Origin of the sequence: Streptococcus sp. 2018WUSS126 (assembly GCF_044427425.1) — a bacterium.
Lineage (GTDB): Bacteria > Bacillota > Bacilli > Lactobacillales > Streptococcaceae > Streptococcus > Streptococcus hashimotonensis.
In genome coordinates this window covers 207808-227944 of sequence record NZ_JAOTGB010000001.1, presented here as the reverse complement: position 1 = coordinate 227944, position 20137 = coordinate 207808, and the positions used below count along the sequence as shown (strand labels likewise).

Genomic DNA, 20137 nt, shown 5'->3' with positions numbered 1-20137 from the left:
AAGATCCATTTTCAGATGGCAGTTTTAGAACGAGATAAAAGCCCGTTGTTACGGGCATTAGTCAAGTAATTATAGCACTAACCTGAACGAAGTTCAGCGAACGTCTTTAGACGTCGCTGGAGAGAAACGGCTTATAGCCGGTGTACAAGCCACCCGTTTTCACGGGTGGTTATGACTTCAAGGAGAGTTGCTAAAAAGGTTCCCCGAACCTTTGCCTTTCATTTAATTCAAAAAGGCAAGAAAAAATGGTCCAGTGGACCATTTTTTTACTTAGCGATTGGGTAAACAGATACTTGTTTCTTATCGCGACCTTTACGTTCGAAGCGTACAACGCCTTCTACTTTAGCGTAAAGAGTGTCATCTCCACCACGACCTACGTTAGCTCCTGGGTAGATTTTTGTACCACGTTGGCGGTAAAGGATTGAACCACCTGATACAGTTTGGCCGTCAGCAGCTTTCGCACCAAGGCGTTTCGCTTGTGAGTCACGACCGTTTGACGTTGAACCTCCACCTTTTTTGTGGGCCATAAATTGCAAGTTAGCAAGATTCAAGTTTAACATATGTTATTCCTCCGAATTTCTGTAATGATTGCTTCAAGCTACGCGATTAAGCGTTGATAGCGTTGATAACAACTTTTGTGTAAGGTTGACGGTGACCTTGTTTGCGGTGGCTACCTTTTTTAGGTTTGTACTTGAAGGTAACAACTTTTTTCTGTTTACCTTGTTTTTCAACAGTACCAACAACAGTAGCGCCTGCTACAAGTGGAGTACCCACAACAGTTTTCTCACCACCAACAAGAACTACTTCTTCGAAAGTAACTTCTTGACCTGCTTCAACGTTCAATTTTTCAACGTAGATAGCTTGACCGACTTCAACTTTAACTTGTTTGCCGCCAGTTTTAATGATTGCATATGTGCTCATTATGCACCTCCTATGATTTTTGGGGCTTGCCCGAATTTGATGTGAAGACTCGCCTAGTACCGTGGGACGAACCACTTACTCTACTCTCAACGAAAGAACGGCATTCGTGCGGTTGCACAGGAAATGTGCATAGTCAACTATTGTAATATACCAAAAAACACTCGCAAAAGCAAGTGTTTTGAATTATTTTTCTTACATTTCGAAAACTTCGCTCTCCTGCTTGTGTGGTAAGAACAGAGAGAGGACGATTCCGACAAGAGCTGGTAATAACCATGCTAATGATTGTCCAGCCAATGGCAGAGCTGAGATGATTTTTGAAACAGCAGTCCAGTTGAATTGTCCTGCTAACACTTCTACCAATGACAAAGCTGTCACTACTCCCACAGTTAATTGCATACCATAAGTGGAAAGCGGTACAAATTTGTTAACAATGGTAATCAAGACAATACAGATAGTAATTGGATAGAGAACCAAAAGAACTGGAACTGAGAAAGTGATGATATTGTTCAAACCGAGGTTAGCAATACCAAAACCAATCAAAGTAAAGATTGTCGCATACACTTTGTAGCTAAAACGTGGGAAACGCTCAGCGAAAAATTCACCTGAAGAAACAATCAAGCCAGCCGTTGTCGTAAAGCAAGTAACGATAACCATGGCAGCTAAGAAAATTTGTGCACCCGGTCCAAAAATAGCCTGTGTTGCTTGCGAAAGAATGTAAACACCCTTGTTTGTATCGGAAGCCAAAACATCAGCAGGAACTGGGAAATGATTACCTAGGAAAGCCAAACCGACATATAGTGCTGAGAAAGCTAAGGCTACAACAAAACCAACAGACCAGATGGTTGAAACATATTCTTTCTTGCTGGAGAAACCAAGTTGTTTTAAGGTATTCACCGCTACAACACTAAAGGCAATTGAGGCAAGGGCATCGAGGGTGTTGTATCCTTCAATAAATCCTGTACCAAATGCCTGTCCTGCTGAGTAAGCATCGGCTGCAGGAAGTGGATTTGTAGAACCATATTTAACAATACCAAGCACAACCAAAATCACAATCAAAATGGCAAAAACAGGAGTTAAAATACGTCCGATACTGTTTAAGATTTGAGACGGATTGAGGGCAATCAAATAAGCTGCCACAAAGTAAAGAGCTGTAAAGCCAAACAACCAGATACCCAGATTCGCATCACCCAACAAGGGTGCAATACCAATTTCAAAGGACGTTGTTGCTGTACGCGGAATGGCAAAGAAAGGACCGATAGCCAAATACAAGGCAACAAGATAGACCGTTGCAAAGGCAGGAGAAATCTTACGAGAAATCTCATGTACATAACCTTTTGGGTTTAAGGTACCGACGATCAAGGCAACGACAGCAATACCAACACCCGATACGACAAATCCTAAAATAGCTGGCCAGAAATTCTCACCAGATAAGACACCAAGTGCAGGTGGAAAAATCAAGTTTCCTGCACCAAAAAACATACCAAACAGGAGTAAACCTGTTAGCGCTCCTTTTTTCATAATAACTCCTTTGTATTTTTCTGAAGTCTTATTATATCATACAAATTCGATTTTTCCGAACGATTCGTATTAAAAAATCCAGCAATAACTGGATTTACATGTATGTCGAAATAATTGTATGCTACAGTAAGTCTTCAATCAAACTATCCACTTCGTCTTTCACTTCCTCTTTCGGTGTGATTTCAGTTACGATAATCCCAGCCACAGCACGTTCCACCAAGCTTTCAACATCCATACGGGCTTCGTATTGCTCGACATTTTTAATTTTAGGGTTGGTTTTTGGACGGTCAGGGGCAAAGATGGTACAGCAATCCTCAAATGGCTGGATGGAAATGTCAAATGTATCAATTTCTTGAGCAATATCAATGATTTCCAACTTGTCCATGGTAACGACAGGACGGATAACAGGTGTATTTGTCACCGCATTGATAGCCTGCATGGATTCCAAGGTCTGACTTGCCACTTGTCCTAGACTTTCACCATTGATAATAACCATGGCACCACGCTCTTCCCGTACTCGGTCTGTAACCCGCATCATGAAGCGACGTGTCAAGGTCATCAAATAAGCTTCAGGTGCTTTTTCTTTGATTTCTTCTTGAATTTCTGTAAACGGCACTTCGATAAAGGTGATATTACCACCAAAGGCAGTCAATTTACGAGTCAAATCATGGGCTTTTTTAAGCGCACCTGGGCTAGTATAAGGCGGACTTGCAAAGTGCAGGGCTTCGATTTCAACCCCACGTTTAAGTGCTAAATAGCCCGCAACAGGCGAATCAATACCACCTGATAGCATCAGCGTACCCTTGCCAGATGTACCAACTGGAAGACCGCCCGCTCCCTTGATTTCTTCATGGGAAATATAAGCAGCGTCAGGACGAATCTCCACTCGCAAGGTAATATCTGGTGACTTCATTTGCACTTGCACATTTGGAATGGCTGTGAAAACCGCATCTCCAAGGACTTGGTTAAGGTCACGGCTGTCCAATTCAAAACTGTGGTCACTACGACGTGCCGCAATCTTGAAAGTCATCCCTTCCTTGTAAATGGACTGCATAATCTCCACAACCGCCTCTTTCAAGGCTGGAACAGACTTTTCAATCTTATAAGACGGTGCGAAATTTTGGATACCAAAAATCTTCTTCAAAGAAGCTGAAACTTCCTGATAATCTGCCCCATTCAAATAGACATGACCACGGTCACGGTCAAAATAAACCGTCACTTCTGGGTAAACAGAAAGGACATGCTTGATATTATTGCGGAGTTTGTTAACAAACCGCATCTTGTTTTTCCCTTTGGTTGACAATTCGCCATAGCGAATCATAATTTCTGAATAGTTCATTCTACCTTACTTTCTGTGTGTTCTGATAAATTTGTTTGAAAATCGTGAGGAATTGCTCGATTTGCCCCATATCGTTGTCATCATCCAAGCTGATACGGACGGCAGTTTGAGCCAACTTCTGCGGAACACCCATGGCAATCAGTGTTCCAGCTGGTTTTCCAGCCTTGGACGAGCAGGCTGAGGTGGTCGAAATGTAAATCTGGTGATCTTCAAAGGCGTGGACAATGACCTCGCCACGAATATTTTTAATTCCGAACGTCACAATGCTTGGCACAAAGTCCTCTGTCCCAGAAAAGACAGTCACATCAGCATATTTGCCCAATTCATCCACAAGGATCTGCTTCATGGCTGCCAGCCGCTTCTGGCTATCTACCGCCTTGTCCAAGGTCAAGCGAAGTGCCTTAGCTGTTGCTGCAATTCCAGCCACATTTTCCGTTGTTGAGCGTTTGTCGCTTTCCTGTCCTCCTCCTGTCAATAGCGGAGCGATTTTCTTGCCTGACTTAACATAGACGAAACCTACTCCTCTGACAGAATGGAATTTGTGACCTGAAAAACTAGCAAAATCAACTCGGTCTGTCAGATACCGTTCTATTGGCACCTTGCCGATAGCCTGTACCGCATCCACATGGAAGGAAATGGTTGGCTTATCAGCTAACAGTTGAGATATTTCCTGAATGGGCTGAATGGCACCAATTTCATTGTTGACGGCCATGATAGAAACCAGTGTGGTATCTGGACGAATCAAGCTTTCTAAGGCTGAAACATCCACAAAACCTTGGGCATTGACCGGAGCCAAATCCACCTCAAAACCTTGCGTTTTGAGCCAAAGTGCCGACTCTTTTACCGCTGGATGCTCAATAGCTGACACGATGATGTGCTTGCCCAGGTGTGCCTTTTCAAATGCCACTCCCTTGATGACCCAGTTGTCACCTTCCGTACCACCTGAGGTGAAAAAGATTTCTTTGCTATCCTGGCCAAGCAATTCTGCGATTTGCTTGCGAGATGCTTCCAAAATACGGGTTGCCTGACTGCCTAGACTATGGAGGCTAGAGGGATTTCCCCAGATTTTTGTCGCCACTTCCGTATAGGTCTTGAGAACTTCTGGATAGACCTGTGTCGTTGCCGCATTATCAAAATAGATCATTTTTTATATTCCTTTTATTGCAATAGTCCTATTTTATCATGTTTTCATGCCTTTCGGCAATCTTTAAGATAGTTTTAAACTTCCTATCTTAAACTAAAGGTGGAGGTACATCATGAATACACGTAAGAATACAAATAAAAAACCGGCTGGTTTAACTAATTTTCAAAAATATTTAACCTTTATCGGATCTATTTTAGGGATTATCACTGCCTGCATCACTATCTACACCTTTACAGCAAAACCTGCAACATCCTCAACATCTCCAAGTACTACCATTTCATCATCCAGCGCCACTGGCCCCAGCCAATCATCAACCGACAATCCATTAACAGAAGTACAAGCTTCAACAAGTTCAAGCTCCGAAACAACATCCTCAACCCAAACCGAGACCAGCTCTTCAGTAGAGTCTACTGCATCTTCCTTGTCTACAGAAACGTCTGCTACAGAAGTTTCTGAGACAACGACAGAAACCCGCACTAATACAGAGGTAACTAGTGGGGCATCCGAAACGACTTCTAATCAATAGCACAAAAATATTTGTTTTACTTTCTTGGATTTGATATACTAATTTCAGGAGGGGACAATATGAAATACGTCATTCTAAAAACACCGATTTTCGTTTGGCTACTGATTTTTGCGCTTATACAAATCTTCGCCTTATCGTCATTTTTACCAGAACCATTTGATACTCGTTCATTGCTCCCCATGGGAATATTAATCAGCTGTTCAATCAGGGTTTCCAGTGAAGTTAAAGACCAGGATGGCCAGTATGCTCCATTTAAGTACTTATGGTGGGTCATACTAGGATGGACTGTAATCGGTATTCTATTTGGTATCACTATAAAAGCACCACTAGAATTGCACATTGCTCTGATTGTACATGCAATCGCAGGAGGAATAGGCTACCGCCTTATTGAACGTTATGCAGTTTATCGCTATCATTATTTACAGACTAAAAAGAAAGGCTAACCCTTTCTTTTTTGATTACTATAATATATTTATCAATTCATCAATATCTGCTTGACTAGTTGACCAGCTGGTCGCAAAGCGGATGATACTGTGGCTATCGTCGTATTTTTCCCAGAAGCCATAGGCAATTCCAGCTTCTGTCAATCTAGTCAATTCTTCATTCTTAACAATAACGAATTGCTGATTGGTTGGAGATTTGAGATAAAATTTAAAACCTTTCTCTTCCAAAATCTGGGTCAGTTGCTCTGCCATTGCGATAGCATGACGCCCCAATTCAAGATACAAGTCATCAGTAAATAAGCAATCAAACTGGACCCCCATCACTCTTCCTTTCGCCAACAAGGCACCATGGTGTTTGACGATCGATACGAAATTCTTAGGCTGGTTGTTCTTTGTAAATACCAAAGCTTCTCCCAACAAAGCACCAAGTTTTGTCCCTCCGATATAAAAAACATCGGTCAGCTCTGCAATTGTTGGCAAATCAAGATCCGTATCGCGAGCTGCAAGACCGTAACCCAAACGAGCTCCATCTAAAAAAATCGGAATATTATGGGTGCGGCAAACTTGGGATAATTCTTCCAACTCTGACTTGCTATAAAGTGTACCATACTCTGTTGGATGGGAAATATAGACCATACCAGGATGAACCATATGGGCATGATTAGCATCTGCGTAGAAATCGGAAACATAGTTCTCAACTTCACTTGCGATAAGTTTGCCATCCGTATGCGGTAAGGCCAACACTTTATGGCCTGTGAATTCAATTGCTCCCGCTTCATGAACTGCAATATGACCAGTATCCGCCGCAATGACTCCTTCATAGGAAGCTAACATAGACGAAATGACAATTTGATTGGTCTGCGTGCCACCTGCTAAAAACGTAACTTGTGCATGAGGACAGTCCGTAGCAAGTCTGATTTTTTCGATAGCAGATTCAGTATATTTATCAGTGCCATATCCAGATAACCCTTCTTGGTTGCTTGCAACTAAGGCTTCTAGCAAGGTAGGATGGGCACCTTTGTTATAGTCATTTTCAAAATGTAACATATCACAGCCTCCTTGATATAATATAACAAAAAAGCCTGTTAATCCAGGCTTTTCAATTTAGTCCACCCTGAGGGAATCGAACCCCCATCTCAAGAACCGGAATCTTACGTGATATCCATTACACTAAGGGTGGAAAGGAAAAACTTGCACAAGGCAAGTTTTTATATGAATTACAATTCAATGTCACCGAAAAGGTCAGCCATTGAGAATCCAGATTGAGTTTCTGGCAATTCGTAATCACGTTTTTCTTCACGTTTTTGACGACGTGGACGTGGAGCACGTTTTTCAGCTTTTTCTTCACCTTCAACTGCTGCTGGACGCTCTTCCAAAGCTTTGATAGAAAGTGATACACGCTCATCAGCTGCGTTTACTTCAAGAACTTTAACAGTTACTTCTTGACCTACTGACAAAGCATCTTTTGGATTTTCAACACGTTTGTGTGAAATTTGTGAGATATGTACCAAACCATCGATACCTGGCAATACTTCAACGAAAGCACCGAAGTCAGTCAAGCGTTTTACTTTACCTTCGATGACATCGCCAGCTGCCAATTTTTGCTCAACGCCATCCCATGGACCAGGCTGCGTAGCTTTCAATGACAATGATACGCGACCTTCAACTTCGTCGATTGCAAGAACTTTAACTTCAACTTCTTCACCAACTGTTACAGCTGATTTAGGAGATACGTTACGCTCGTGTGACAATTCAGTCAAGTGTACCAAACCATCTACACCACCAAGGTCGATGAAAGCACCGAAGCTTGTGATACGTGCAACTTTACCAGTCACAACTTCACCAACTGCCAATTTACCGAATACTTCAGCACGTGCAGCTGCAGCTTCTGCTTCAACAACGTCACGACGTGACAAGATGAAACGGTTCTCAGCAGGATCAACTTCTTTGATTTTAGCATCAAATTCTTGACCTACAAAACGCTCAGTGTTACGAGTGAAACGGCTGTCGATCATTGAAGCTGGGATGAAACCACGAAGACCTTCAAATTCAACTGCAAGACCACCTTTAACGGCACGAGTTACTTTAACTGTAACAACTTCTTCTTCACGACCAACAAGCTTGTCCCATGCTTTACGTGCTTCCAAACGTTTTTTAGATACAAGATAAGTAACAGTGTCTGTATCTTTACCAACAACTTGGCGAAGCACTAACAATTCAAGTGTTTCACCAACTTTTACAAGGTCGTTGATATCAGCATCACGGTCGTTAGTCAACTCACGAAGAGTCAATACGCCTTCAACACCAGTACCTGAGATAGCTACGTTTGCTTGACCAGCATCAACTGTCAATACTTCTGCAGTTACCACATCACCAGGTGTAACTTCGCTTACACTGTTCAACAAATCTTCAAATTCGTTCATTATAAAAAAACCTCCGACAATCAGGTCTTTCGACCCAACATAAAATATATTTTATTTAAGGCACACGCAAGGACAACAACAATTAGACATCTTTGACGAACTAGACTATATCTAGTACCTTTACTGGGGTAGCTGGATTCGAACCAACGCATGAGGGAGTCAAAGTCCCTTGCCTTACCGCTTGGCGATACCCCAAAACATTTTCTAAGATAGTATTCTGAAATGAACTCGGGCTAAACGCTGTGTAAAAAAGATAAGTCGCCTAGCAAATCAGGATTTGCAGTCAACTTCCTATTTTTACTATGCGTTTGACACCCTTAGTATCTTAGACATGGAGAGAGAGGGATTCGAACCCCCGAACCCGAAGGAGCGGATTTACAGTCCGCCGCGTTTAGCCTCTTCGCTATCTCTCCGTGCACTAACAGTCACTATTCTAACATAAAATAGCGACTATTACAAGCCTTTTAGTGACTTAAATTATAATTTTCAATAATATTTCCGACTGCTTTTTCTAATTTTTTGTAAAAGCTTTCGGTATTTCCATTTTTAATAACTGCAAAGTTATTTTCAGCCAATTCTGCAATTTCTCCAATTACTTTTTTACCTATAACAAGGCGGTATCCAGGGAACTCTTCTCTATTGACAAGAACTTTGCTATCTTCAATCTGAATTTCAATTTTTTTATCTTTTTTACTCATTTTCAAACCTCACTTTTACTATTCTACAAAAAAAGAGAAGAGCTTGCAAGTGCAAGCCTTCTGAAATTATTCTACTTCGACAATCCAGCCTTCTGGCGCTTCAATATCACCAAACTGGATACCTGTTAATTCGTCATATAATTTACGAGTGACAGGTCCTACTTCTGTTTCACTATGGAAAACATGGAGTTTGTCTGCAATCTGGATACCACCAATTGGTGAGATAACTGCAGCTGTTCCGCAAGCTCCTGCTTCGACAAACTGGTCTAATTCTTCGACAAGGACTTCTCGTTCCACTGCCTTCATTCCCAGACGATGCTCTGCCAAATACAAGAGAGAATACTTGGTAATGGACGGCAAGATTGATGGCGAAATCGGTGTAACAAACTCGTTATCAGCTGTAATACCAAAGAAATTAGCAGACCCTACTTCTTCAATCTTGGTGTGGGTAGCTGGGTCCAGGTAGATCACATCTGAGAAGCCCTGCTTTTTGGCATATTGGCCCGGTAAGAGCGATGCTGCATAGTTGCCACCAACCTTAGCCGCCCCTGTTCCATTTGGTGCCGCACGGTCGTACTTGTCCTGAATGAGGAAGTTGGTCGGAGCCAAACCACCCTTGAAGTAGTTGCCAACCGGCATAGCAAAAACGGTGAAAATGTACTCTTCTGCTGGTTTTACGCCGATGATGTCGCCGACACCAATCAGGAGCGGGCGGAGATAAAGGGTACCACCAGTTCCATAGGGAGGAACGTAGTCCGAGTTGGCTTTGACCACCTCTTTACAAGCCTTGATGAAAAGGTCAGTCGGTACAGGCTCCATGAGCAAGCGGTCAGCTGTTCGTTGCAGGCGCTCAGCGTTTTGGTCTGGACGAAAGAGCTGGAGTTTTCCCTCCTTGGTGCGATAGGCTTTAAGGCCCTCAAAGGCCTGCTGACCATAGTGAAGGGCTGGTGAGCTTTCTGAAATGTGCAGTTCCGCATCTTCGGTCAATTGCCCTTCAGACCATTGGCCGTTTTTGAAATGAGCGATGAAGCGGTAAGGTAGTTTCATATAAGAAAAACCAAGGTTTTCCCAGTCGATTGTTACTGTCATAGGTATTCTCCAAAGGTATTTTTTACTATTTTACTACTTTTGAAAGTGATTTTCAATTAAAAATTCAGAAAATTTTGTGAATATAAGAAAAAGCCTGGTAAACCAGACTCTTACTCTTTAAAAACAAATTCTAATTGAATTTCAGGTGAGATAGCATTAAATAAATTTTGATAGTAATTTTTTGCTGACTCTTTTATGTCTTCCTGATAATCTGCTAGAAACGTTTCTTGTTCTGCTGACTGAAATTCATCTGTGATCAGTTGGGCAGTATCGATTTCTTCCGTCGCAAAACTCAGTATCTCACCACTCTTATCATATAAGGTATAAGGTTCTTCTGCATCTAATTCCAATCCAATGACTTCAAAGGCTGGAAGGGTAATTTTGTACCGATTTTCAGAAAGATGTTCAATGGATACAGGACTTTTGATACCAAATTTTGCCTTGTACTTGATGATTAAGAGGGCTGATTTTTCTGAGAAGGGCATTTCTTGACCAAATAAGACCGTATAGTTTTTAGCGGTCACAATTTTCTGGACAGCCGTATTTAGAAATACCAATTCATTGACTTGCTCGACAGACTCAATAGCCGTATGGACACTCATTTCCTGCTGACTGCTCTTCTCACCAGAGATGTAGCCGTATCCCCATACACCACACAATAACAGAAGGAAGGACAGAACAAGCCATAGATAGACTTTTATACTGAAAAATAATTTGATAATTTTCATAATATGTACCTCTCTTACAGTATAGCAAAAAGACTGCTTTGCGAGCAATCTTTTCATCTTTTTAGTCTATCCAGGCTCTGAAGACTTCCTCATCGGAAATGGTATCTGAAATGAAGCTGCCGTTGCTAGTGCGTTCAGACAGGCTAAGCTGGGTCACATCAACCTCATAGAGTTTGCCCGTTTTAGACTGCACGTGAAGCACTTGACTTGTCGTTTCATCTTCATTTGCTGTACTAAAGAGATCAAAATCTCCCTGATCCGTCAAGACTGGACCCGCCGCAAAGACACGGTGAGGCTTAGCCTTGAGTTCACGAAGCACCTGCAAACCACGCTTGGCACGGCTGGTCACAGGGATTTCCTCCGCCGCCATCCGCTTCAAACTACCACGCTGGGTCAGGAGATAGACGGAGCTGGTATTGCTGATAAAGGCCGCAGCCACCACATCCCCATCCTTGAGGTTGACCGCCTTGACACCGGCCGCCTTGGCACCGATGATTGGCACTTCTTCAATGTTAAATCGCAGAGCGTAGCCCTTTTCTGTCATGAGCATGATGTCATCCAAGACTACAGGCGATACGGTAATGACCACATCATCCACATCTTTGAGTTTGGCATACTTGGTTGACTTGGACTTATAAGTCCGCCATGGCGTGAACTCCTTCCGCTCCACACGCTTGATTTGACCGTATTTAGTCACCGCGAAATAAGTTCCCTCTTCAAAATTCTCAACCAGTTCAGCGAAGATAACCTCTTCATTGGTATCAAAGTTCATCAAGGTCTGACTCAGGTGTTCACCGATGTCTTTCCAACGAATATCTGTCAGTTCATGGACAGGTCGGTAGATAACATTTCCAAGATTGGTAAAGAGCAGGAGATGCTGAGTTGTCTTGGCATTTTGCAAGAATATCAGCTGATCATCATCTCGCTTGCCCATTTCTTCAAGGGTTGAGGCATTGAAAGAACGTGGACTGGTCCGTTTGATGTAACCTGCCTTGGTCACGCTGACAAAAGTTTCTTCTTCGACAATCAAGCTGGCGGTGTCAATCTCAATCGTTTCTGCCTGATCTTGCAATTCACTCAAACGAGGATTGCCAAACTGCTTCTTAACCTCACGCAGTTCTTTCTTCATGAGATTGAACATGGTCCGCTCATCACCGATAATGGCTGCCAAGGTCTGAATCTGCTCGCGTAAGCCTGCTTCTTCATTTTCCAAGGTCACAATGTCGGTATTGGTCAAGCGGTAGAGTTGCAAGGTCACGATTGCTTCTGCCTGTTCCTCGCTAAACTCATAGCTGACTTTCAAGTTTTCCTTAGCATCCGCCTTGTTTTCAGAGGCACGGATAAGGGCAATAACCTCATCCAAAATAGAAATAACACGGATCAAGCCTTCTACGATATGGAGGCGTTTCTCTGCCTTTTCCTTGTCAAACTTAGAACGAGCAATGATAATCTCACGGCGGTGGGCGATGTAGCTAGACAGAATTTTCTGCAAGCCGACCTGACGCGGAGTGAAATTGTCAATGGCCACCATGTTGAAGTTGTAATTGATTTGTAAGTCGGTGTATTTGTAGAGGTAGTTGAGAATGGTTTGCTCATCGCTGTCTTTTTTCAGCTCAATGGCAATCCGCAGACCTGTACGGTCTGACTCATCACGCACCTCAGCAATACCAGGCACCTTGTTGTTGACACGGATATCATCAATCTTCTTAACCAGAACAGCCTTGTTGACCTCGTAAGGAATCTCGGTAATGACAATCTGTTTCTTTCCTGCCTTGAGTTGTTCAATTTCACAACGGCTACGGACAACGACACGGCCCTTACCAGTTTCATAGGCTTTCTTGATTTCGTCAGCCCCTTGGATAATAGCACCTGTTGGGAAGTCTGGTCCAGGCAGGAACTCCATCAACTTTTCTAACTTAGCAGTCGGATGATCAATCATGTAAACAACGGCATCGATGACCTCCGCCAGATTATGCGGCGGGATGTCAGTCGCGTACCCTGCTGAAATTCCTGTCGCTCCATTAACCAAGAGATTAGGGAAGGCAGCTGGTAGCACCGTGGGTTCTTTTTCCGTATCATCAAAGTTCCAGGCAAACGGCACTGTCTTTTTCTCGATGTCGGCCAAGAGATAGCCAGCCATTTCCGACAGACGAGCCTCGGTGTAACGCATGGCCGCAGGCGGATCGCCGTCCATGGAACCGTTGTTTCCGTGCATCTCCACCAAGATCTCGCGGTTTTTCCAGTCCTGACTCATACGGACCATGGCATCATAAATAGAGGAATCACCGTGCGGGTGGAAATTCCCCATGATATTCCCGACTGACTTGGCAGACTTACGGTAGCCCTTGTCAAAAGTGTTGCCGTCCTTATTCATGGAATAAAGAATCCGACGTTGCACGGGCTTGAGACCGTCACGAATGTCCGGCAGAGCCCGCTCCTGAATAATGTATTTGGAGTAGCGACCAAAACGCTCTCCCATGATGTCCTCAAGGGACATATTTTGAATGTTAGACATATAATGTTTATCTCTCTATTCTCGTTTTTACAAAATATCCGTACCGTCTTGAAAATTGTATTTACTATCTTTTATATTAGGTATGATAACGTTGAAATATAATTTATTATCCTCTGATTTTGATTGGAGATTAATTGCCGTTGGAATGAGATTAGACGAGTCTGTGTATATCAACTTGGCATAAAAAATCAATTTTTTATTCTCTGGTAGATGATAGTATTCATAGCTACCATCTTTAGGTATTAGAGAGTTCTCAAGAAGAAGGTTATAAAATTCTCTAAGTCTTTTTTTCTCTGGCAAAATTCTTTTTTCATTTTTAGAAAATTCTTTCATTCCAATCGCGTTCTGGACTATTATTTCAAGAAGTCTTTGAGGCATCACATCTTGCTTAAAACCTTTACTCGTAAATTCATTGGCTTCTCTAGTTTCATAAAATAAATTATATTGATGAAATTCCTTTAAATCTAGTCCTTTTTTGTATTCTACATACTCTAAAATAGAGTGGGCTAACAAGTGACCAATTCGAAAACTATTTGAATTGGGTTCTAACTGAGTTATAGGTTTTAATTTTTTCCTATTTCGTTTTGTTCGCGTCTTCCCACCCTCTAAAATAGCTACAATTTCTGTTGCTTTATTCTGTTTCTGATATACAATAGGAATACATTTGTCCAAAGCACTATATATAGATTCCTCAGGTATGTCAGGCTGTAAATTATTTATTATAAACCAGCCCAGTTTTTCTAAATAGATTACGTTCGATGAATCGACGCCTATCTTATCACAAAATAATGCTAGAGATGTGAATCCCATTTTATCCAATACAACTTTCTCAGATAACACTAAAATCAACTCCTAAACTAATTCTAATATTAAATATTGATTTGTGATAGATAAGCACGAGGTACCTATTTCAAACAAACTTCCTTTTATACTTGATATGACTAGCAATATTGCCCTCTACATCATTCTCATCCCACAGTTGCAGTTCCCACGGATAGTAGAAATTGCTCTTATTTTTGAAATAGATATGAATACCGATATAGCCTCTTTATCTCGCAGATACCAGTTTTTCAGACCATATTGTTCCTGCCAGTCATCCAGACGCTCCATGACCTCCGCAATTTCCTCAGAAGTTAAAATCATACGAACACCGAAAATATCATTGAGAATGGAGTTGACAGGATAGCCCTCGCTTCTCTCCTTAAAACGCTCAATCTTATCCAAAATCGATTCCGATGTTTTGACACGATAAAAATAAGCAATATTCTTGACATCGGCACGCATCAAGTAATCGTTAATGGACTCGTGTAAGTTGAGTCGATAAGTCAGAATAGGCTGGGTTGGAACCTTGGCAAAGGTATGCTTAAGATTGACTTTTTCAACCTTACCTGTTTCAAAATAATCCTTTGAATACTCCAGATGAATACGGTTAATCTCACTTATTAAGCGTTCAACTTTCTCTAACATCTTCTTTCTCCTTTTGAAAATAGCAGAGCTACTCATCCACTTTCCACTGGCTTGCTTGCCAGCTTCTAAAGTCATCGACATCTGTTTTGATTAATTTCAAACAGGCATTAAGGATAAAGGCATCGTCAAGTAGACCTGCTCCAAGGATGAAATCTGGTAAGGCATCAATAGGACTGAAAAAATAAATCAAAGCACCTATAATTGCAAGGATTGTCCCTTTGGGTAACTTGCTGTAATCTCTACGGATATAGCTTCGCACCATGGAAATCAATCCTGGAATAGCCGCAAACTTATCTCCACCAAAAGGCATACGAGACAGTTTCCGTTCCGTGCTATGTAAAAAATGTTCTAATTTCCCTTGCTCAGATAGCAAGTTTTCTGCATGTTGCCGAGTTTTGGAAGATTGCCAAATCTTCAATGCTTGGTCAAATTTCTCTTCCAATTCCTGGTTGTTTTTAAATGGCTTGCGCTTTCGAGCCCATTCCGTCAACTGTTTTTGAAAACGGTCAGTTAGTTTTACTCTTAGTGGCATAAAACACCTCACATCATTTGCTTATGCTAGATTTACAAATCCTCAGTACGATAAAGGTTATAGCCCTCATAGTAATAAGAATGGTCGATGCCTTTGAAATAAGTAGCCTGACCAAGATCTTCCGTTAAGGCTTGCAATAACAGATATTTAAGCTCTCCTGTTGATACATGACTTCTAATCATCGCATTGAAATATTCATCTTTATCAATACTATTCCAATCAACCACCTTGCCCAATCTATCCCGTAGCATACAATCCAGCCAGATACGCATACTGCGTCCATTTCCTTCACGGAAGGGATGTGCAATGTTCATATCCGCATATTTTTCAACGATTTCGTCAAAGGTTTCATGAGGTAGCTTGTCAATATAGGCCAAAGACTGTTCCAGAAAGATTCGTGGAGCAAATTGAAAATTCCCTTTGGCAATGTTGACATCACGAATTTTCCCTGCAAAGTCGTAAATAGCCTGATGAATGTGTGCCAAACCTGCAAAAGTCCCAACTTCTATCTGGAACAGTTGGCCTGTTTCGAACAAGAGGGCTGCCTTTTTCTTGCTGATTTGTTCTTCAAGACGGGCTAATTCAGCCGAATTTTCAATCCCCAATTTATTTTCTAAAACCATATGGCACCTCAACAGCCGTATATAATGTTTTATGTAAAGCAACCATTTTTATTCATATGTAATGTTATAATTTTCTTTGACATAGTCTAAAGTTTCGCTAAACAAATCTTCGGCTTGACCTTGAAAATTCAAAGTCCCCGTACTTTCATACCAAGTAAACTTAATTTTAAGTCCATTACTATTTCCAAACTCTGATATCTTTGTCCGTACTTCTTGACCCGGTGCTGGCGAATGTGTCTCTGATTTCCAATGAATTAGAGTTTTTACCCCTGATAAATTTTGTATAAAATTAGTAATTTCTTTTGCTTCTTCTAAAGCAAACTCCCGAATAGTACAAATAAGATTGTCTCCTTTTTTAGTACCTTTATATATTACTGTTACTTCCTTTTTCATCATAAACCTCTTTTGTTTACTATTTTTATTAACTTGTATTAATTTGCTTAAAATACCGTACTCTCTTCCAGGGTAAACTTCACATTGTCTTCAATCCACTTGCGGCGTGGCTCGACCTCATCGCCCATGAGGACGGATACACGGCTTTAGGAACAATCGATTCCTATCGCAAATTATCGAATTGAACAGTTTATAGTATTAGTTAGCTATATTTTTAACAAATTGACAGACCCTTCGGGACCAGTCTGTCATCCCCTCCTGACAATAGTCTAAATAATAAACTTTTGAAGACATATCTAGGGGAATAATTGTCTCAAAATGTGATTTTTCACTTGAGGGAACAATACAGGCAAATAAATATTTCAAACTTAAACAATCCCTGACCTTTGCAGGGTGGTATCCATCAAAAACATAACCATCTGCACTGACTATATCGTCGTACTTAAAATGAAAACTTACGCCTGGAATAAAAGATTTCCCCAACTCTTCCTCTGTTGGTTCTCTACCTAGTAATCTTTCCATTGCAAGTCTGTAGCCAGAACTTGTATTTGACCAACCTAGCATGACATAATCAAAATAATCTTCTGGATCACCTGCTGCGTTTCGATTATCCTGAACGAGTTCTTGATGAGTTTTGTTGAACGCACGAACAGCGGACAATAATTGACCGCTCTTGAAAATATCTTGTGCAGTTTCGACAGTACACGTATGACTTAAAAAATCCGAATAAACATAATTACCACCAACATCATATGTTGAGGCCACAATCTTTTTCGAAGGAGTAAATGGAAATGCAGTGGGTGAGCAACAAGACAAATAGTCAAGTTGTTCGAGCATTACTTTGTCTTCACAATCTATTTGCGTCTCTCTGCCGTAAAGTTTCTCATAAGCTAAAAAAGCTACAATTTTCTCTAATTCCCAATCTTGAATATTAGGATAGTCAGACAAAGCAAGAAAATATGTTCCTTTCCATTGGAGACTATAAGATTCATTCCAAATTTGTAATTTCATAACGTAGTCTTACAATTGTATTTCAATTTCTAAAACACCGTGTTCTCCTCCAAGGTAAACTTAACATTGTCTTCAATCCACTTGCGACGTGGCTCGACCTTGTCGCCCATGAGGACGGATACACGGCGTTCAGCACGCGCCAAATCTTCAATGGTGACACGGATAAGGGTACGGGTTTCAGGGTTCATGGTTGTTTCCCAGAGCTGATCGGCATTCATCTCACCAAGACCCTTGTAGCGTTGGAGGATAAAGCCCTTGCCAAAATCCTTGCGGAGATCTTCTAATTCCCCGTCAGACCAAGCATAAGCAATCTTTTCTGTCTTGCCCTTACCTTTTGACATCTTATAAAGTGGCGGAAGGGCAATGTAAACCCGTCCTGCTTCTACCAATGGTCGCATATAGCGATAGAAGAAAGTCAGCAAGAGTGTCTGAATGTGGGCACCGTCCGTATCCGCATCGGTCATGATAATAATCTTGTCATAGTTGACATCTTCCAGCGTAAAGTCTGATCCAACACCTGCACCGATGGTGTGAATCATGGTGTTGATTTCTTCGTTTTTAAGAATGTCCGCCATTTTTGCCTTGGCAGTGTTGATCACCTTACCTCGCAAAGGTAGAATGGCTTGGAACTTGCGGTCACGGCCCTGTTTGGCAGAGCCTCCGGCTGAATCTCCCTCGACCAGATAGAGTTCATTTTTAGCTGGATTTTTGGACTGGGCTGGGGTTAGCTTACCTGACAGGAGGCCCTTGTCCTTCTTGTTTTTCTTACCGTTTCGGGATTCGTCACGCGCCTTACGCGCAGCCTCGCGGGCGTCACGCGCCTTAATGGCTTTACGAACTAGATTTGATGCTAATTCCCCATTTTCCAAAAGGAAGAAGGTTAATTTGTCCGATACAATGCCGTCCACCACAGGACGAGCAAGCGGGCTTCCCAGCTTGTCCTTAGTCTGCCCTTCGAACTGCAAATGCTCTTCTGGTACAAGGATAGAAAGGACCGCAGACAAACCTTCACGGTAGTCAGAGCCTTCCAAGTTCTTGTTCTTTTCCTTGAGCAAGTTGGTCTTGCGAGCGTAGTCGTTCATAGCCTTGGTAATGGCTAGTTTGAGACCTGTTTCATGGGTACCGCCATCCTTGGTACGAACGTTGTTAACGAAGGACAGGATGTTATCTGAATAGCCGTCGTTGTACTGCATGGCCACTTGGACTTGGAAACCTGCATCTTCTCCTTCAAAATAGAGGACAGGTGTCAGAGTTTCCTTGTCTTCGTTGAGGTAGGATACAAAGTCCTGGACACCATTTTCATAGTGATACTCTTCCTGCTCACCCGTCCGCTCATCTGTCAAGGTCATGGTGACTTGTTTGAGCAAGAAGGCTGATTCTTTCAGGCGTTCGGCAATGGTGTTGAACTTGAAATCAGTCGTTGAGAAGATGGTATCGTCAGGCATAAAGGTAACTTTTGTACCTGTTTTTGATTTTGGAGCGGTACCAATCTTCTCTAAAGTCGTAACTGGTTTTCCGCCCTGCTCAAACCGTTGCTTGTAAACAGCACCGTCACGGGTAATCTCAACTTCCAACCAGCTGGACAGGGCATTGACCACCGAAGAACCAACCCCGTGGAGACCACCTGAAGTCTTGTAGCCACCTTGACCGAACTTACCACCTGCGTGGAGAACGGTGAAGATGACTTCAACCGTTGGCTTGCCTGTAGCGTGCATACCGACAGGCATTCCGCGTCCACGGTCAGACACAGACAAACTGCCGTCCTTGTTAATGGTCACATCAATCCGATCACCGAAACCTGACAGGGCTTCATCGACAGCGTTATCGACAATCTCCCAGACCATATGGTGCAAGCCATTTCCGTCTGTGGATCCGATGTACATACCAGGGCGTTTGCGAACGGCATCTAGGCCTTCCAATACCTGAATGGCATCATCATTGTAATTATTTATATCAATCTCTTTCTTAGCCAAAATTGACCTCCATACTTATCATCCTTTCTATATTACAAGTTTTTTAGCATTTTTGCAAAATATTTCTGCTACCTATCGGCTGAGACAGCTCACAAAATAAGATTTTGGACTAAATTAGATGAAAATATGCTATAATGAAAACATGTTAGTCAATCTTATTTTACTATTTATTGCATATTTATTGGGATCTATCCCGTCAGGACTTTGGATAGGTCAAACTTTTTTCAATATCAACATTCGTGAACATGGTTCGGGAAATACTGGAACAACCAACACATTCCGTATTTTAGGTCCAAAGGCTGGTACGATTGTATTTGTAATTGATTTTCTCAAGGGAACGTTGGCAGCCTTGCTTCCGCTGATTTTTCATGCCCAAGGAATTTCTCCGATTGTATTTGGCTTAATGGCTGTACTGGGTCACACTTTCCCTATCTTTGCCCAATTCAAAGGTGGAAAGGCGGTTGCAACATCTGCTGGTATGCTTCTGGGCGTCGCACCTGCTTTTTGCCTCTATCTAGTCATCATTTTTGTGACTTCTCTTTACCTCACTTCGATGGTTTCCTTCTCCAGCGTGTTGGCTGCTGCTTTAGCAATCTTAGGAGCTCTGCTATTTCCAGCAATAGGTATCATCCTGCCAAGCTACGACTGGCTCTTTACAGTGATTATCGTCTTTTTGGGCCTATTTGTCATTATCCGCCACAAGGAGAATATCCAGCGGATTTTGAAAAAAGAAGAGAACCTTGTCCCATTCGGACTCAATCTAACCAAACAGAAAAAGCGAGTTTAACCACTCG

At 42.0% G+C, this 20137-nt stretch carries 20 protein-coding genes, 3 tRNA genes, 1 pseudogene and 1 other annotated feature; of the genes and pseudogenes, 3 read left to right on the top strand and 21 right to left on the bottom strand.

Annotated features, from left to right (window positions below; genetic code table 11):
• Positions 1–266: 266 nt before the first annotated feature.
• The 5 genes from rpmA to ODU34_RS01085 form a co-directional block, all read right to left on the bottom strand.
• Positions 267–560: a 50S ribosomal protein L27 gene (rpmA, locus tag ODU34_RS01105; RefSeq protein WP_009909754.1), complete on the bottom strand. Its 294-nt coding sequence runs from the start codon at positions 558–560 to the stop codon at positions 267–269.
• Between the two features lie 46 nt (positions 561–606).
• Positions 607–921: a 50S ribosomal protein L21 gene (rplU, locus tag ODU34_RS01100; protein ID WP_002941330.1), complete on the bottom strand. Its 315-nt coding sequence runs from the start codon at positions 919–921 to the stop codon at positions 607–609.
• A gap of 35 nt (positions 922–956) precedes the next feature.
• Positions 957–1045 (bottom strand) — a sequence feature (ribosomal protein L21 leader region).
• A 68-nt stretch (positions 1046–1113) separates the two neighbouring features.
• Positions 1114–2442, bottom strand: coding sequence for a branched-chain amino acid transport system II carrier protein (brnQ, locus tag ODU34_RS01095; RefSeq protein ID WP_169051045.1), 1329 nt, complete (start codon positions 2440–2442; stop codon positions 1114–1116).
• A gap of 118 nt (positions 2443–2560) precedes the next feature.
• Positions 2561–3778: a tRNA uracil 4-sulfurtransferase ThiI gene (thiI, locus tag ODU34_RS01090; RefSeq protein WP_105179457.1), complete on the bottom strand. Its 1218-nt coding sequence runs from the start codon at positions 3776–3778 to the stop codon at positions 2561–2563.
• Position 3779: 1 nt separating this feature from the next.
• Positions 3780–4922 (bottom strand): cysteine desulfurase family protein, encoded by a 1143-nt coding sequence (locus tag ODU34_RS01085; RefSeq protein WP_105148335.1) that lies wholly within the window; start codon positions 4920–4922, stop codon positions 3780–3782.
• A gap of 112 nt (positions 4923–5034) precedes the next feature.
• On the opposite strand from ODU34_RS01085, the gene ODU34_RS01080 reads away from it, so the two are divergent.
• Both ODU34_RS01080 and ODU34_RS01075 read left to right on the top strand, forming a co-directional pair.
• Positions 5035–5448: a DUF6556 family protein gene (locus ODU34_RS01080; RefSeq protein ID WP_398578291.1), complete on the top strand. Its 414-nt coding sequence runs from the start codon at positions 5035–5037 to the stop codon at positions 5446–5448.
• A gap of 59 nt (positions 5449–5507) precedes the next feature.
• Entirely contained in the window at positions 5508–5891 is a 384-nt protein-coding gene (locus ODU34_RS01075) for a hypothetical protein (RefSeq protein WP_205028062.1), read from the top strand.
• Positions 5892–5909: 18 nt separating this feature from the next.
• Here the strand turns inward: ODU34_RS01075 and ODU34_RS01070 are convergent, their stop codons facing one another.
• The 16 genes and pseudogenes from ODU34_RS01070 to parE form a co-directional block, all read right to left on the bottom strand.
• A complete protein-coding gene (locus tag ODU34_RS01070) occupies positions 5910–6938 on the bottom strand; it encodes a threonine aldolase family protein (protein WP_398578290.1) in 1029 nt (342 codons plus the stop codon).
• A gap of 61 nt (positions 6939–6999) precedes the next feature.
• Positions 7000–7071 (bottom strand) — tRNA-Arg (locus ODU34_RS01065).
• A 37-nt stretch (positions 7072–7108) separates the two neighbouring features.
• Complete coding sequence (gene rpsA / locus ODU34_RS01060; protein WP_013730343.1) at positions 7109–8314, bottom strand: 30S ribosomal protein S1; 1206 nt, start codon at positions 8312–8314, stop codon at positions 7109–7111.
• A 123-nt stretch (positions 8315–8437) separates the two neighbouring features.
• Positions 8438–8509, bottom strand: a tRNA-Gln gene (locus ODU34_RS01055).
• Between the two features lie 137 nt (positions 8510–8646).
• Positions 8647–8727 (bottom strand) — tRNA-Tyr (locus ODU34_RS01050).
• A 51-nt stretch (positions 8728–8778) separates the two neighbouring features.
• The gene (locus ODU34_RS01045; RefSeq protein WP_012775068.1) at positions 8779–9012 is read right to left on the bottom strand and encodes a DUF2969 domain-containing protein; all 234 of its coding nucleotides are present in this window, start codon (positions 9010–9012) and stop codon (positions 8779–8781) included.
• 66 nt (positions 9013–9078) lie between these two features.
• On the bottom strand, positions 9079–10101 hold the full coding sequence (locus ODU34_RS01040) for a branched-chain amino acid aminotransferase (RefSeq protein ID WP_208497914.1): 1023 nt from the start codon (positions 10099–10101) through the stop codon (positions 9079–9081).
• A gap of 110 nt (positions 10102–10211) precedes the next feature.
• Positions 10212–10829: a DUF4230 domain-containing protein gene (locus ODU34_RS01035; RefSeq protein WP_398578289.1), complete on the bottom strand. Its 618-nt coding sequence runs from the start codon at positions 10827–10829 to the stop codon at positions 10212–10214.
• A gap of 61 nt (positions 10830–10890) precedes the next feature.
• Positions 10891–13344 carry a DNA topoisomerase IV subunit A gene (gene parC / locus ODU34_RS01030; protein WP_398578288.1) on the bottom strand — a complete coding sequence of 818 codons (2454 nt, stop codon included), beginning with the start codon at positions 13342–13344 and terminating at the stop codon, positions 10891–10893.
• 27 nt (positions 13345–13371) lie between these two features.
• On the bottom strand, positions 13372–14184 hold the full coding sequence (locus ODU34_RS01025; RefSeq protein ID WP_398578287.1) for a hypothetical protein: 813 nt from the start codon (positions 14182–14184) through the stop codon (positions 13372–13374).
• 70 nt (positions 14185–14254) lie between these two features.
• Positions 14255–14811 (bottom strand): annotated as a pseudogene (locus ODU34_RS01020) (GTP pyrophosphokinase).
• A 28-nt stretch (positions 14812–14839) separates the two neighbouring features.
• Positions 14840–15343 carry a YkvA family protein gene (locus ODU34_RS01015; RefSeq protein ID WP_398578286.1) on the bottom strand — a complete coding sequence of 168 codons (504 nt, stop codon included), beginning with the start codon at positions 15341–15343 and terminating at the stop codon, positions 14840–14842.
• Between the two features lie 32 nt (positions 15344–15375).
• Positions 15376–15966: a protein adenylyltransferase Fic gene (gene fic, locus ODU34_RS01010; protein WP_398578285.1), complete on the bottom strand. Its 591-nt coding sequence runs from the start codon at positions 15964–15966 to the stop codon at positions 15376–15378.
• Positions 15967–16014: 48 nt separating this feature from the next.
• Positions 16015–16359: a hypothetical protein gene (locus tag ODU34_RS01005; RefSeq protein ID WP_029172649.1), complete on the bottom strand. Its 345-nt coding sequence runs from the start codon at positions 16357–16359 to the stop codon at positions 16015–16017.
• 198 nt (positions 16360–16557) lie between these two features.
• Positions 16558–17370, bottom strand: coding sequence for a phosphate ABC transporter ATPase (locus ODU34_RS01000; RefSeq protein WP_318804336.1), 813 nt, complete (start codon positions 17368–17370; stop codon positions 16558–16560).
• Between the two features lie 29 nt (positions 17371–17399).
• On the bottom strand, positions 17400–19343 hold the full coding sequence (gene parE / locus ODU34_RS00995) for a DNA topoisomerase IV subunit B (RefSeq protein WP_398578284.1): 1944 nt from the start codon (positions 19341–19343) through the stop codon (positions 17400–17402).
• Positions 19344–19485: 142 nt separating this feature from the next.
• Between parE and plsY the strand changes: the two genes are divergently transcribed.
• The gene (plsY, locus tag ODU34_RS00990; protein WP_024406229.1) at positions 19486–20130 is read left to right on the top strand and encodes a glycerol-3-phosphate 1-O-acyltransferase PlsY; all 645 of its coding nucleotides are present in this window, start codon (positions 19486–19488) and stop codon (positions 20128–20130) included.
• The last annotated feature ends 7 nt before the right edge of the window (positions 20131–20137 follow it).

What these genes read in the sequence shown, in the direction of transcription:
- rpmA (WP_009909754.1), bottom strand. Translation starts at nt 560, where the DNA reads ATGTTAAACTTGAATCTTGCTAACTTGCAATTTATGGCCCACAAAAAA.
- rplU (WP_002941330.1), bottom strand. Translation starts at nt 921, where the DNA reads ATGAGCACATATGCAATCATTAAAACTGGCGGCAAACAAGTTAAAGTT.
- thiI (WP_105179457.1), bottom strand. Translation starts at nt 3,778, where the DNA reads ATGAACTATTCAGAAATTATGATTCGCTATGGCGAATTGTCAACCAAA.
- ODU34_RS01085 (WP_105148335.1), bottom strand. Translation starts at nt 4,922, where the DNA reads ATGATCTATTTTGATAATGCGGCAACGACACAGGTCTATCCAGAAGTT.
- ODU34_RS01080 (WP_398578291.1), top strand. Translation starts at nt 5,035, where the DNA reads ATGAATACACGTAAGAATACAAATAAAAAACCGGCTGGTTTAACTAAT.
- ODU34_RS01075 (WP_205028062.1), top strand. Translation starts at nt 5,508, where the DNA reads ATGAAATACGTCATTCTAAAAACACCGATTTTCGTTTGGCTACTGATT.
- ODU34_RS01070 (WP_398578290.1), bottom strand. Translation starts at nt 6,938, where the DNA reads ATGTTACATTTTGAAAATGACTATAACAAAGGTGCCCATCCTACCTTG.
- rpsA (WP_013730343.1), bottom strand. Translation starts at nt 8,314, where the DNA reads ATGAACGAATTTGAAGATTTGTTGAACAGTGTAAGCGAAGTTACACCT.
- ODU34_RS01045 (WP_012775068.1), bottom strand. Translation starts at nt 9,012, where the DNA reads ATGAGTAAAAAAGATAAAAAAATTGAAATTCAGATTGAAGATAGCAAA.
- ODU34_RS01040 (WP_208497914.1), bottom strand. Translation starts at nt 10,101, where the DNA reads ATGACAGTAACAATCGACTGGGAAAACCTTGGTTTTTCTTATATGAAA.
- ODU34_RS01035 (WP_398578289.1), bottom strand. Translation starts at nt 10,829, where the DNA reads ATGAAAATTATCAAATTATTTTTCAGTATAAAAGTCTATCTATGGCTT.
- parC (WP_398578288.1), bottom strand. Translation starts at nt 13,344, where the DNA reads ATGTCTAACATTCAAAATATGTCCCTTGAGGACATCATGGGAGAGCGT.
- ODU34_RS01015 (WP_398578286.1), bottom strand. Translation starts at nt 15,343, where the DNA reads ATGCCACTAAGAGTAAAACTAACTGACCGTTTTCAAAAACAGTTGACG.
- fic (WP_398578285.1), bottom strand. Translation starts at nt 15,966, where the DNA reads ATGGTTTTAGAAAATAAATTGGGGATTGAAAATTCGGCTGAATTAGCC.
- ODU34_RS01005 (WP_029172649.1), bottom strand. Translation starts at nt 16,359, where the DNA reads ATGAAAAAGGAAGTAACAGTAATATATAAAGGTACTAAAAAAGGAGAC.
- ODU34_RS01000 (WP_318804336.1), bottom strand. Translation starts at nt 17,370, where the DNA reads ATGAAATTACAAATTTGGAATGAATCTTATAGTCTCCAATGGAAAGGA.
- plsY (WP_024406229.1), top strand. Translation starts at nt 19,486, where the DNA reads ATGTTAGTCAATCTTATTTTACTATTTATTGCATATTTATTGGGATCT.